Below are 13,245 nucleotides of genomic sequence, written 5' to 3'. Positions count from 1 at the left end.
AAGCGGACAAACACAACCCGGATGAAGCCTGTCCGTTTTTTGCTAAACTCACAGCTGTAGAAAAATGCAGAAAACGCGCGCAGGGCGCGTATTGATCGGGGATAACGTGATGAGCGACAACGCTGATGAGCTTGAGCTGTTTAAACAGGCGATGGGAGACGTTAAGCCACTGAAAGCCTGTTCCAGCACCTTATGGTTACCTTCTTCGCAAAATAAAGTGCGCCAGGTGCTCGATCCACAGCTGGATAATCCGCTGACCACTGGCCTGCTGGATATTGTCCCGTTGACCACGCCGCTGGAATACAAAGCAGAAGGAATTCAACAGGGCGTGCTGGACAAACTCTTTCAGGGAAAATACCCGCCGCAGGCCACGCTGAATCTCATTCGTTACACCGTCGAACAGTGCCGTCAGGCCCTGTATCTGTTTATGTTGCAGTGCGTACAGGATGGTCTGCGCAATGTGTTGATCGTGCATGGAAAAGGGCGTGATGATGCCTCACATGCCAATATCGTGCGCAGCTATCTGCTGCGCTGGCTGCCGCAGTTTGAGGACGTACAGGCATTTTGCTGCGCCCGGTCACAGGATGGCGGCACGGGGGCCTGCTACGTTGGGTTGCGCAAGAATGAGCAGGCACGGCTGGAAAACCGTGAACGTCATGCCAAACGCAGCCGATGAGGTGTTAGCCAGAATGGGATTTTCGGATCGTGGCCAGCAGGATTTCGGCACTCAGCGTTAGAGATGTACCTGAGCGGGTCATGATGCCGACTGCTTCGCCAGGGCCATGTGAGGCAACCGGCAGCGCAGCCAGCGCATTATGCAGTAAGTCTTCTTTAATCGCGCCCGATGGCACAAACCACACATAGTTGTAACGCAACGCCAGTTGGCGAGCCAACGACGTTGAGGATGTCTCCACCAGGGTGCCGGGCAACGTGCAACCTTGTTCTTTCAGCATGGCTTCGGCAATGCGACGCGGGGCGGTGCCCTCCGGTGAAATGACCACGGGCCAGGAGAGGGCTTTAGAGAGCGTGACGTTGTCACTTAATAGCGGGTGGTCTGGCCTTACCACCAGGCGCAAGGACTCCAGAAACAGCAGTTCGTAGGTCAGCCCGGTCATCAAATCGGGATCGGCCATGCGCCCAATCCCAACGTCAAATTCTCCGGCTTTGAGTGCCGCGATCAGCACGTTGTTATGTAACGTTGCCACTTGCACAATCGCCTGCGGCTGTTGCTGATGAAAACGATCGAGAATAGACGGCAACATACCCAGCGCCACAGTGGTCAGTACCCCGAGGCGCATCACTTCAGGGGATTTCTCCTGCGGTAACGTAAACGACTGCCCGGCATGATTCAGTGCATCAAGAACACGTACTGCGTGGGTGAGAAACTGTTCTCCCATTGTGGTCAGCTGTGCACCCAGACGCCCGCGATCAAACAGCCGCACTCCGGCCAAATCCTCCAGCTCGTTCAGTGTCTTCGACAGAGCGGGCTGGCTGAGTGACAAGGTTTCGGCGGCACGCCCCAGCGTCCCTTGCTGTGCAACGGCGACGAAGGTATGTAAATGGCGCAGACGAATACGCTGATTAAACTGATATTTTTTGTCCATTACGCAGAATAATAACGGCCCGGATAAACTGGCAAGTTTTCTGTGAGTATTTTGTTAACCTTATTGCAAAATTTAATTAACATTTGCCGCATTTCCGACGTTATCCATTACTTCTGGTATGACTACAGAGTGAAAGGGTATTGCAGAGATTATTAATCCTTTGAAAAAGTGAGCGAATATCGTCATACCGTATTGAGATCATTCCTGTCACATTTCAGGATAAAACGGACATATTTTTCCAGGAGAATTCCATAACAATCCGTTATGATAGCCGGCACTTTTTCTGTAAACCTCTGCAACGTTGTCATCCGGGCGAGGTTAACACTGGCCTGTTATGGAGCGCGAAGTGGACAGTACCGCAGCGATCGATATCCGTACGTTGATTAATCAGGGATCGTTGAGTCGTTATCAAAAACGCATCATCGCCCTGAGTTTTGCCGTGGTGGCAATGGATGGTATGGATATTGCGCTGATGGGTTTCATTGCCCCGGCGTTAAAAAGCGCATGGGGAGTGACGAACCATCAGTTAGGTGCCGTCATCAGTGCTGCGTTGATCGGGCTGGCGTTGGGCGCGATGTTTGCCGGGCCGCTGGCCGATCGCTTTGGCCGCCGGGTGATCATCATTTGCAGCGTGTTCTTCTTTGGCTTATGGACGCTGGCCACCGCCTTTTCGCAAAACCTTGACCAGATCATGTTGTTCCGCTTTCTCACAGGGCTTGGGCTGGGCGCTGCCATGCCCAATGTCGGCACGCTGGTAGCGGAATACTCTCCCGAACGAAAACGTGCCTTTCTCATCACCGTGGTGTTCTGCGGCTTTACCTTTGGTGCCGCCAGCGGCGGGTTCGCCGCCTCATGGTTAATCCCGAACTTAGGCTGGCATGCGGTGCTGGTGATGGGCGGTATTCTGCCGCTGCTGATGGTGCCCTTGCTGCTGCGCTGGCTGCCGGAATCCGTGCGTTTTATGATCACCCGTAACGCCCCGGCGGCGCAGATCCGGCAAATCGTTGAGAAGATGCATCCCGGCAGTATAGGAGAAAAGTGCATCTTCACGCGCAGCGAAGCCGCCACCAGTGAAGGTGCGGTAAAAGTGGTGCTGTCGCGCCGTTACTTCTTCGGCAGCATGATGCTATGGGGCAGTTATTTTATGGGGCTGTTTCTGGTCTATCTGATCGGTTCCTGGCTGCCGTCGCTGGTGAAGGATGTCGGTATGACGGTGACGCAGGCGGCGCTGGTTACGGCGATGTATCAGGCGGGTGGCACCGTGGGGTCGTTGTTTGCGGGCTGGATGATGGATCGTTTTAACGCCAATCTGGCGTTGGCGGCGATCTATTTCACCGGCTCAATTGCCACGGTGTGCATTGGCTATGCGCCAGCGGATGTCTGGGTACTGGGGTCGGTGGCCTTTTGCAGCGGTTTTTGTCTGAACGGGGCGAATACTGGCATGAATGCACTGTCAGCCAGTTACTATCCTACCCATGCCCGCGCCACGGGTTCCAGTTGGATGCACGGCGTGGGGCGTATCGGGGCCATCCTGAGTGCGTTCGCGGGTGCGCAAATGCTGTCGCTCGGCTGGAATATCACGGATGTTTTCTCTTTCCTGGCGATTCCGGCAGTGCTGACCACCCTGATGCTGGTGGCGAAATACCGTTATGGTTATCAGCGCGAGGCGTGATGTATGCGGTCGACCCGAAAGGCCAGGGTCTTAAGGTCAACGTCTTAAGGTCAACGGCGTTTCGCTTTCCCGCTGTCGCGGGCGAAGCGACAAGGGGCGGCCAGTCGCCGCCGCCCCTTGACCCCCGGCTTGCGGCAGGCGCCCCGCCCGTTTCACGGGTGCCTTCGTCAGTTCCGTTCACCGACGGACCGCTCGTGACGGCACTTCCCTGTGCCGGCCCGAGCTTTCACCGCCGTCCTGGCGGTTCATCCTGGTTCACATCACTTCCTCAGCGCAGCTTAATTGCCGCCTCAACATCAAAACCCAGGTCAAAATCTAAAGAATAAAAATGAGTCAAAAGGTTCTTTTGTATTAGGTTTATTTTATTTTGTCTTTGATTTTCTTTTGATTTTGACCTTTTGAGCGGCAATTAAGCCTCGCCGAAGGAGAGCGGATTTCCAGGACGAGCCGACAGGACGTCGGCGAGAGGGTGAGCCGGGACAGGGATGTCCCGTCACGCCCGGTCCGGCGGGAAAACCGACCGACTGAGGGAACCCGCTTTAGCGGGCGATGCGCCTGCCGCAAGCCCGGGTCCCCAGGGTGGTGGCGATTGTCCACCCTGGGTCGCTCAGCCCGCGCAGCGGGAAAGCGAAACGCCCTTGACCTTAAACATGAAAATTAACGCATCACCAGCCCGCCAGGCATACTATTGCAACTGACTATTACTGATCACAGTAAAACGGCCCGCGCCCAGAAACATCACGGCCAGCGCGCCGAAGAAATAGAGCGCTTCCCCTTCCAGTGCCCAGGCCCCCACGCCAGTGCGGTCCCACACTGCGCCTGTTTTCACCAGCAGGGTGGCCACCGCCAGATTCACGACGATCACAAACGCCGCCGGGCGCGTCATCAGGCCAATGATGATCATCAACGGTGCCACCACTTCCCCAAGATAAGCACCATAAGCCACAAAGCCGGGGATTCCATGCGCATGCAGCAGTCTGGCTATCCAGCCAACGCCATGCTGCACTTTAAACACGCCATGAAACAGCAGCAGTGCACCAAGCGAAACGCGTAAAACCAGCTTGCCCAAATCCGGGTGATCGCTGAGGCGGGAAAATCCATTATTAATCGCGGTAAACATAACGTAATCCTTGAAGGTAACGGCGGAATGCGCATGAAGCGGTGTGTCGATCATCGCACTGAGTAAAACACGCGTCATATCAGCATAATCTGCAAATCAAAAGCCGTGATGGACTTTCTCCCTTCGTCTGCAAATAATTAACCCAGAGATGATGTGGAAAAACCTATGAGAAACGAACGATCATTACGGATTATGACGGCGGAAGGCAGCCTGCGTGGGAGTGTGGAAGAGGGGATTTTCGTCTTCAAAGGGATTCCTTATGCGGCACCGCCCGTGGGCCAACTTCGCTGGAAGGCGCCGAAACCGGTGAATGCCTGGCAGGGAGATAAAGACGCCACAGACTGGGGGCCGGCCAGCTGGCAGAGCCGGGAGTATTGCCTGGCGGTAGGCGGCGGCGACCCCGGCCGTGTTGATGAAGACTGCCTGTACCTCAACGTCTGGACCCCGGATATTTACCCGACAACACAGCTGCCGGTCATGGTGTGGATTCACGGTGGCGGCTACGCCGTTGGCTCCGGTGGATTAACCCCGTATCTGGGGGAACCGCTGGCGCAGCGTGGTGCGGTGATCGTGACGATAAACTACCGCCTGGGCCAACTGGGCTTTTTTGCTCACCCGGCGCTGGATCGCGAATATGCCGACGGTGAAGTGGTCAATAACTTCGCCTTACTCGATCAGATTGCCGCCTTGCAGTGGGTGCAGCGCAATATCCGTGCCTTTGGTGGAAACCCGAAAAACGTCACGCTGATGGGGGAATCCTCCGGTGCCCGCAGCGTACTCTCGCTGTTTGCTTCACCCCTGGCCGAGGGGTTATTCCATAAAGGCATTGTCCAGAGCGCCTACGGTGTACCGGATGTGTCACGTGCAGAGGCACTCAGAAAAGGGCAGGCGCTGGCCAGCCATTTTAATCTGCCTGATGCCAGCGCGGAACAGCTGCGTGCCTTACCCGCTGAATCATTCTGGCCACTGGATCGTGCGCTGAGTATTGGTCCTGTGGCGATTCACGGCGACCGCGTGCTGCCGCAGCCGATGCTCAGCGTGTTTACCGCAGCCAGACAGCAGCGCCTGCCGCTGATGATTGGCAGCAACAGTGATGAAGCCAGCGTACTGGCCTATTTTGGTGTGGATGCGGCTAAGGTGATTGCCGATATGCGCCGCAAGCATCCGCTGGCGCTCCGACTGATCAAGCTGCTGTACCCGGACGTCTGGGATGATGATGAACTGGGCAGGCAGGTGGCGCGTGACATGACCTTCACCACGGCAGGGTACATTGTGGCGCTGGCGCAGCACCGCATCGGGATGCCAGGCTGGCGCTACTATTTTGATTATGTTTCTGAAAACGCGCATGATCTCTATCCTCATGGCACCTGGCATGGCAATGAAATCCCGTACGTCCTCAATACGCTGGGCCAGTTAGATCCTGTTGACATCGCACGTCCTTTCACTGAAGGAGACCATGATTTTTCCCGGCGTGTCAGCGAATACTGGCTGCGTTTTGCCCGCGATGCGACGGTATTCTCACATCAGATAAACGGGGAAACCGACTGGCCGGCGTGGCATCCCTGGAGTGACATCACGCTGCGCTTTGGCCGACACGGCCTGGCCTGTATTGCCCCTGAAAAACGCTTTATGCGGCGCAGAATGCAGGTTTTTCGTCTGCTGATGCGGGCATTTGTGCATCTCAGACACGATTAATTAGGGTTGCTCAGGGGATAGTTAATTTTTACTGCTGTATTTTAAATGACCTAAATCGTCAGAAAACGGCATCATAGCAATAACTTATGATTTACCAGGGAGAATATAAGGAATAAAACGCAGCAATATAAATCGTGTTAATTTCTTAATTTTTTAAAGTCTCCGTGCCGATAATCTTTCCTGATAGCCCCAGATAACAACACTTTTATCGGTATCACCAGGTCACGGAGTCATTATGAAACTATTAAAAAATTATACCATCCGCGCAGTTTTGCTGTGGATTTTGGGCTTTTTCTGCCTGCTTTGGGGCGCTGTGGGTCTGTACAGCGTGTATTCACTCAATCAGTTAAGTGAAGGTAATGCTGTTGATCGCCATCTGGTCGGTCAGATGAGCACCTTAAGCAAAGGTAACGATCAGTATTTCCGCGTGATCACCCGTTTAACGCGCGCGATAGATTCCAAAAAACCGGAAGATATGGCGTCGGTGCAGAAAGCACTGGATAACATGGCCACGTTGCTGGCTGATTTCAAACAACAGTCGCCGGGCCCGCTGGATCAGCAGTACGCTTCCGGCGCCATTGACAGCTGGCAGAAGCTGCTGGATGACGGGGTTAAACCGCAGGTTCGCCTGGCACAGCAGGGTTCACCGGATGACTACCGTCGCCATGCCGCCAGCATTACGCCAGCCCTGAGCCGTGATTTTGGTGCCAGCGTAGAGAAATTCAACGTGGCGGCGGCGGCTAAACTCGATGCGACTCGTGTTACGGTCGACCATCTGACCCACGTCACCAAAACCGTGCTGGTACTGGCGGTGATTGCCGGGTTGCTAATTCTGGTGTTTACCGACCGCTATCTGGTGGTGATGCTGGTGCGTCCGCTGGACACCATCCGCGAGCACTTCCGTGTGATTGCCGAAGGGGATCTGACCCAACCGGTTAACGACTTTGGCCGTAACTGTGTCGGCAAACTGGTGCCACTGCTGCGGGCGATGCAGGACAGCCTGCGTGACGCCGTCAGCGCTATTCGCAGCGGTACGGAAAATATTCATCGTGGAGCGGCAGAAATCTCCTCCGGCAACAACGATCTGTCCTCACGTACTGAAGAGCAGGCCTCGGCGCTGGAGCAGACGGCAGCCAGCATGGAACAGCTGACCGCCACGGTGAAATTCAATGCCGACAATGCGCGTCAGGCCAGCTCACTGGCGGATACTGCCTCGTTGACCGCAAGCAAAGGGGGCAAGCTGGTGAATGAAGTGGTTAACACCATGCAGGGCATTGCTGGCAGCTCGAAGAAAATTGCCGAAATTACTACGGTCATTAATAGCATTGCCTTCCAGACCAATATCCTCGCACTGAACGCAGCGGTAGAAGCCGCTCGCGCCGGAGAGCAGGGGCGCGGTTTTGCCGTGGTCGCCAGCGAAGTGCGTAACCTTGCACAACGTAGTGCCGGTGCAGCGAAAGAGATCGAAACGCTGATTGCGGACTCTGTTTCCCGCGTCGATACCGGTTCGAAACTGGTCGGTGAAGCCGGAAGCACGATGGGCGATATCCTGACATCGGTGGCGGAAGTCACCGAAATCATGAAGCAGATCGCGTCAGCTTCCGAAGAGCAGAGCAAAGGCATTTCTCAGGTGGGCACCGCGATTTCAGAAATGGACAGCGTCACCCAACAGAACGCCTCGCTGGTTGAACAGGTTTCTGCGGCGGCCAGCGCGCTGGAGCGCCAGACGGAAGAGCTGACGCTATCGGTGTCGAAGTTCCGCCTTTCCGCCAACAGTGCACCTGCCAGTCATTCTGCCGCAGCACCGGCAGCGTTGAAAAGCCCGCTGAAAACCCTGGGTGCGCCAAAAAACCGCGCCGCCTCTGCTGACGAGTGGGTGTCTTTCTAAGGCTGTTCACATAACCAAGCCACCAGCTCATCCAGCAGCGGTGGCGAAACTGACGGCGGGCGACGGATCAGGCTGTAGACCGCGCCCGTTTTTACACTGCCCGCAAAGGGCGCGACCAGGCGCTGCATCGTCAGATATTTCGTCGAAAAATGTTAATTTCGCTTCTTTGTCAGCGGCTGTCGCGTTGCTGTTTTAGATAGTGAGATAACCAGGACAGGAACGCTACCGGGGAGGGGCGTAAAAAAGCCATACTCACACTGCACACTTGCTCCAGGGCCCGGTTTGCAGAGTCATCATCAGGATAGTGTTTTAGAAAGTCGTCAATTTCCTCAATCAAGTTATTATAAACCTCATCCTGATCGTCAATATATGCATCCACGATTTCTTGATAACTGTCTCCCCAGTCGGGGCCAAAAAAAAACCGAAAAAAAATCCTTATCGATTCGTATTTTTTCATCGTGTTAACCCAAAATTGGAAACGCAGTTAAAATATAATAAGCTTTGTTATTATATTGTTTTTTTGAAAGAACAAATTCAATTTTATTTGTTTCAATCATCTTACCTGACCGCACTGCGATAACGCTCCCTACCGGGCTACTGTGAGTGTAGCTAAGCTCTAAATAGTTTCCTGTACGATCAGGTGAAGTACTCTTGGCCCAGATTCGGATCCGACTCCGATTTGCTTTGATTGCTTTGCTAAGAGCCTTCTCAGCAATATTTAAGTTATAGAATGAACTGGTGGCGCCACTAAAAGGGTTTAGAGATCCTGATTGCAGGCCTCTTTTTATTTTATCCCTCATTTCCGACTCAGACTGACCAATGTGTTTTTTAATCGTATGTCCGCCTCCCTTAGTCCCTTTCACTGCTTCATGTTTCATCAGACTCATCTGTCCCATCCTGACAGAGGCTACACGTGCTACCCCGGCAATTGAGAATGGAATAACAACATCCACAGCGATACCAATCTGGTCAGCGGTGGGCTTATCCACGCCTAAATCTTTTGCTATTCCTGCCGTAGCGCGTGCAGTCATTGAAGCCGTTGGTTTGCCTGAATAGACCTGGTAAGCCGAGGCACTCATCCCGTCCAGGCTGTGTGCCCCAACAATGATGCATCCCGCTTTCGTTACCCCAGTAGGCTCAGGGACCAGACAAAGTGTAGTGGCACTGGCAAGCTCGAGCACACTACCGAGAAACCCGATGCTGCCCCAGATACGCTCAGTGAGCACAGATTCATCTGCCATGACGGCTGCCAGCTGGACCGGGGTTAATGCAATACTAAAACCGTTTTCCATAACATTTCCTTGTTATTTAATAATCCAGAACGGATGGTAAAGGAGTGGGATTAACGGGTAAATATTATCCTGTTCATCATCGGCTTTTTCATAAAAAACACTGACTTTGCACTAAGCTGGCATGTCACCAATAAATACGCCATTTCTCTGATGGGTACCTGGATTTCCGGGGGTAACATCACCCTGCATGTCGCTGGCAACGCAACCCGCGCCGCCTCTGCTGACGAGTGGGTGTCTTTCTAAGGCTGTTCACATAACCACGCCACCAGCTCATCCAGCAGCGGTGGCGAAACTGACGGCGGGCGACGGATCAGGCTGTAGACCGCGCCCGTTTTTACACTGCCCGCAAAGGGCGCGACCAGGCGCTGCATCGTGAGATCTTCCGCTATCAGTGTGACATCGGCCACGGTCACGCCAAACCCCTGAATGGCTGCGCTAATCGCCAAATCCATCGTCGAAAAATGCTGATTCCGTTTCATCGCCAGCGGCTGTTGCTGTGCCTGTAACCACAGCTGCCAGTCGCGGTTGTCGGCAGTGGGATGCAAAAACGTCATGTCTGCCAGGGATGTCGCTGTCGCAGGCCCGTCGGGGAGCAGGGAGGCGGCCATGACCGGTGTCAGCGCCTCTTCAAACAACAACACGCTGTTGCGCGGGCTGCTGCCATACAGAATGGCCGCATCAAAGTTATCCAGCTGGCTGCTATGATCCACGGTCGTGGTCAGGGAGACGTGCAGTTCCGGGCGTGGTTTCTCCAGCGCCACCAGCTTTGGCACCAGCCAGCGCATCGCGCAGGTCGGGGCTTTCAGACGGATCATCGCATTCTGCCTGCTGGCCTGCTGCGCCGCTTCGTGCATCTGCTGATAGCCACTTTGCAGCGCGGGCAGCAGGCTGGCACCCTGCGGGGTCAGCGTCAGACCGCGTGCATGGCGGTCAAACAGCGCAAAACCCAGCCAGGCTTCCAGCGCGGCAATTTTACGGCTCACAGCACCCTGGGTAATACAGAGTTCGCTGGCGGCACGCGTCAGATTGAGATGACGGGCAGTCACAATAAAAGCATGGATGGCATTTAACGGCAGCGGGCGCTGAGGCATGGGGTTCTCTGAGCTATGATTAAACGTCATGGCTATTATGACAACAATTCGCTTGTCGCCTCAAGTGCCGCCGCGTTGAATAGGGCTAACGAAATTTACCCTGTTTGGCTAATGTCCTGACCTGGAGCTTCCATGACCATCACCTCTTCGGTGCAGCAACGTTCTAAATTACCCGATGTCGGTACCACGATTTTTTCGGTGATCGGCCAGCTCTCTGCACAGTACAACGCGATTAACCTGTCGCAGGGTGCCCCTAACTTCCCGTGTGATCCTCAGTTGGTGAACGGTGTGACCCGCGCCATGCAGCAGGGTCATAACCAGTACGCCCCGATGACCGGCCTGGCCGCGCTGCGTGAGGTGCTGGCAAACAAAGTTGAAACGCTGTACGGCCAGAAGTATGACGTTGCCAGCGAAGTGCTGATCACCGCCAGCGCCAGTGAAGGGCTGTACTCGGCCATTGCCGGGTTGGTTCATCCGGGTGATGAAGTGATTTTCTTCGAACCCGCGTTCGACAGCTATGCGCCAATTGTGCGTCTGCAAGGTGCAACGCCCATCGGCCTGAAATTACAGGTGCCTGATTTCGCCATCAACTGGGATGAAGTCAGTGCGGCGATCACGCCGAAAACGCGCATGATCATTATCAATACCCCGCATAACCCGAGTTCACAGGTCCTCAGCCGTGACGATCTTGACCGTTTGGCATTACTGACCCGCAACACGGATATCGTGGTGCTGTCGGATGAAGTCTATGAACATATTCTGTTTGATGGCCGTCAACACCACGGAATGGCAACCCATTCTGAGCTGGCGCAGCGCAGTGTGATTGTTTCGTCCTTTGGAAAAACCTTCCATGTGACCGGCTGGCGCGTCGGTTATCTGCTGGCCCCGGCTGAGTTGATGGATGAAGTGGTGAAAGTGCATCAGTTTATGATGTTCTCCGCCGACACCCCCATGCAGGTGGCGTTTGCCGACTATCTGCATCAGCCCGCTAACTATCTGGGCCTGGGGGCGTTTTACCAGCGTAAACGCGATACGCTGGCCAGCCTGCTGAAAGATTCACCGTTTACGCTGCTGCCTTCGGCCGGATCGTTCTTTATGTTAGCCAGTTATGCAGATTTCAGTGACGAGACTGACAGTGAAATGGTAAAACGTTTGATTGTTGATCACGGTGTGGCCACCATTCCGCTGTCGGCGTTTTATACCGATGGCACCGACAATAAATTAATCCGTCTTTCTTTCGCAAAAGACGAAGCCACCTTGCAGGCGGGCGCGCGCGCACTCTGTCAGGTCAAGCCTCGCTAACAGCACCACTCTGAGGGTAAATGAATGAAAAAACTGAATGCGTTGTTTGTGGCAGTAGGGTTGCTGACGTCCATGTCAGCGCTGGCGCAGGACACACTGCGTTACGGTCTGGAGTCACAGTACCCACCGTTTGAAAGCCGCAACGCCTCAGGCGAGCTGGAAGGGTTTGATATCGAACTGGGCAAAGCGATTTGCCAGGTGGGAAATTTCAAATGCAGCTGGGTGGAAAGCAGTTTTGATGCCCTGATCCCGGCGCTGGCAGCGAAGAAATTCGATGCCATCAACTCGGCGATGAACATCACCGAAGCGCGTATGAAAAGCATCGGTTTCACCAATCCTATTTACCGTATCCCGAGCATGCTGATTGCGAAAACCGGTTCCGGTCTGCTGCCAACCGTTGACAGCCTGAAAGGCAAGAGCATTGGTGTGTTGCAGGGTTCCGTTCAGGAAACCTTCGCCAAAAAACACTGGGAGCCACAGGGTGTGACTGTGACGCCTTACCAGGATCAGAACCAGGTTTACAACGACATGGTCGCGGGCCGCCTTGACGGTACGCTGGTGATGTCGGCTGCCGGGCAGTCTGGCTTCCTGGAAAAACCGCAGGGTAAAGAATTTAGCTTTGCCGGTAAGGCCGTGGAAGATCCGGTGGTACTCGGTGTCGGCATTGGTTTTGGTCTGCGTAAAGACGATGCCAAATTGAAAGAAGCGCTGGATGCCGCCATTGTGAAAGTGCAGAACGACGGCACCGTCACCAAACTGGCCGCGAAGTTCTTCCCAGGTATTGATGTGGCAGTGAAATAACGTTACGCCACTCCGGCGGCCAGCCCTGCTGGCCGTCCCTGACATCCTCCCCGAACCGCCGATAACCACTATGTCACGTGCTCAACGTCTGCTCGATCTGCTGCAACTTTTGCGTAACCACCGTTTCCCCATTACGGCTGAACAACTTGCCAGCGAATTGCGTGTGAGTACGCGAACGCTTTACCGTGATATTGCCACTTTGCAGCAACAAGGGGCGGATATCGTGGGTGAACCCGGATTGGGCTATGTTTTAAGACCCGGGTTTACCCTGCCGCCGTTAATGTTTAACACTGCGGAAATTGCGGCGCTGGTACTCGGTTCCCGTTGGGTTGCGCGCCGGACCGATAACGAACTCGCCGCCGCGGCGCACTCCGCATTAAGCAAGATTGCCGACGTTTTGCCACCCGAACTGCGTTCGCAGCTGGAGTTATCGCCGCTGATGGTCGGCCCGGCGAAGGCGGAGTTGGCTATCAGTATTGATGTTGGCGCATTACGTCAGGCTATCAGCCGGCAGAACATCATAGAAATCGACTACCTTGATCTGAAAGACGTTAGCTCCCGGCGCAGAGTCTGGCCCATTGCGATTGGTTTTTTTGACTCTGTGCAGGTGCTCGTAGCCTGGTGCGAAACACGCGATGATTACCGCCATTTTCGCCTTGATCGTTTCACCCACCTGCAGGTCACCGCGCAGCGGTATCCACGCGCCCGCACACAGCTGCTGAAAGAGTGGCGGGAACGCCATAATATTTCTGCTCAGGGATTTGGCTACTGACAAAAACT

Annotated in this window: 12 protein-coding genes; 7 read left to right on the top strand and 5 right to left on the bottom strand. The window is 54.5% G+C overall.

The features are described from left to right. Positions 1-109: 109 nt before the first annotated feature. The gene (gene smrA / locus WH279_RS16975) at positions 110-676 is read left to right on the top strand and encodes a DNA endonuclease SmrA (RefSeq protein ID WP_339457826.1); all 567 of its coding nucleotides are present in this window, start codon (positions 110-112) and stop codon (positions 674-676) included. 4 nt (positions 677-680) lie between these two features. Here the strand turns inward: smrA and WH279_RS16970 are convergent, their stop codons facing one another. Next, entirely contained in the window at positions 681-1,604 is a 924-nt protein-coding gene (locus WH279_RS16970) for a LysR substrate-binding domain-containing protein (protein WP_200642502.1), read from the bottom strand. 346 nt (positions 1,605-1,950) lie between these two features. On the opposite strand from WH279_RS16970, the gene WH279_RS16965 reads away from it, so the two are divergent. Beyond that, positions 1,951-3,276: an MFS transporter gene (locus WH279_RS16965; protein ID WP_339457825.1), complete on the top strand. Its 1,326-nt coding sequence runs from the start codon at positions 1,951-1,953 to the stop codon at positions 3,274-3,276. Positions 3,277-3,961: 685 nt separating this feature from the next. Here the strand turns inward: WH279_RS16965 and WH279_RS16960 are convergent. Next, positions 3,962-4,396 carry a DoxX family protein gene (locus tag WH279_RS16960; protein WP_159336720.1) on the bottom strand — a complete coding sequence of 145 codons (435 nt, stop codon included), beginning with the start codon at positions 4,394-4,396 and terminating at the stop codon, positions 3,962-3,964. A 165-nt stretch (positions 4,397-4,561) separates the two neighbouring features. Here WH279_RS16960 and WH279_RS16955 point away from each other — a divergent pair, with 165 nt between their 5' ends. Both WH279_RS16955 and WH279_RS16950 read left to right on the top strand, forming a co-directional pair. Beyond that, positions 4,562-6,091: a carboxylesterase/lipase family protein gene (locus WH279_RS16955; protein ID WP_339457824.1), complete on the top strand. Its 1,530-nt coding sequence runs from the start codon at positions 4,562-4,564 to the stop codon at positions 6,089-6,091. 235 nt (positions 6,092-6,326) lie between these two features. Further along, on the top strand, positions 6,327-7,979 hold the full coding sequence (locus WH279_RS16950) for a methyl-accepting chemotaxis protein (RefSeq protein WP_339457823.1): 1,653 nt from the start codon (positions 6,327-6,329) through the stop codon (positions 7,977-7,979). A gap of 169 nt (positions 7,980-8,148) precedes the next feature. Here the strand turns inward: WH279_RS16950 and WH279_RS16945 are convergent, their stop codons facing one another. The 3 genes from WH279_RS16945 to WH279_RS16935 form a co-directional block, all read right to left on the bottom strand. Further along, the gene (locus WH279_RS16945; RefSeq protein WP_339457822.1) at positions 8,149-8,436 is read right to left on the bottom strand and encodes a contact-dependent growth inhibition system immunity protein; all 288 of its coding nucleotides are present in this window, start codon (positions 8,434-8,436) and stop codon (positions 8,149-8,151) included. Between the two features lie 4 nt (positions 8,437-8,440). Continuing rightward, on the bottom strand, positions 8,441-9,271 hold the full coding sequence (locus WH279_RS16940; RefSeq protein WP_339457821.1) for an RNase A-like domain-containing protein: 831 nt from the start codon (positions 9,269-9,271) through the stop codon (positions 8,441-8,443). 239 nt (positions 9,272-9,510) lie between these two features. After that, on the bottom strand, positions 9,511-10,362 hold the full coding sequence (locus tag WH279_RS16935; RefSeq protein WP_339457820.1) for a LysR family transcriptional regulator: 852 nt from the start codon (positions 10,360-10,362) through the stop codon (positions 9,511-9,513). A 132-nt stretch (positions 10,363-10,494) separates the two neighbouring features. Here WH279_RS16935 and WH279_RS16930 point away from each other — a divergent pair, with 132 nt between their 5' ends. The 3 genes from WH279_RS16930 to WH279_RS16920 all read left to right on the top strand — a co-directional run bounded on the left by WH279_RS16930 (position 10,495) and on the right by WH279_RS16920 (position 13,237). Continuing rightward, positions 10,495-11,664: a pyridoxal phosphate-dependent aminotransferase gene (locus tag WH279_RS16930; protein ID WP_339457819.1), complete on the top strand. Its 1,170-nt coding sequence runs from the start codon at positions 10,495-10,497 to the stop codon at positions 11,662-11,664. A gap of 24 nt (positions 11,665-11,688) precedes the next feature. Next, entirely contained in the window at positions 11,689-12,465 is a 777-nt protein-coding gene (locus tag WH279_RS16925) for a transporter substrate-binding domain-containing protein (protein ID WP_133841945.1), read from the top strand. A gap of 70 nt (positions 12,466-12,535) precedes the next feature. Further along, positions 12,536-13,237 carry a helix-turn-helix transcriptional regulator gene (locus tag WH279_RS16920; RefSeq protein WP_339457818.1) on the top strand — a complete coding sequence of 234 codons (702 nt, stop codon included), beginning with the start codon at positions 12,536-12,538 and terminating at the stop codon, positions 13,235-13,237. The last annotated feature ends 8 nt before the right edge of the window (positions 13,238-13,245 follow it).

Source organism: Erwinia sp. MYb375 (genome assembly GCF_037479175.1).
Lineage (GTDB): Bacteria > Pseudomonadota > Gammaproteobacteria > Enterobacterales > Enterobacteriaceae > Erwinia > Erwinia rhapontici.
Note: the sequence above shows the minus strand (reverse complement) of the source record. Positions and strands in the feature narration are given on the sequence as shown.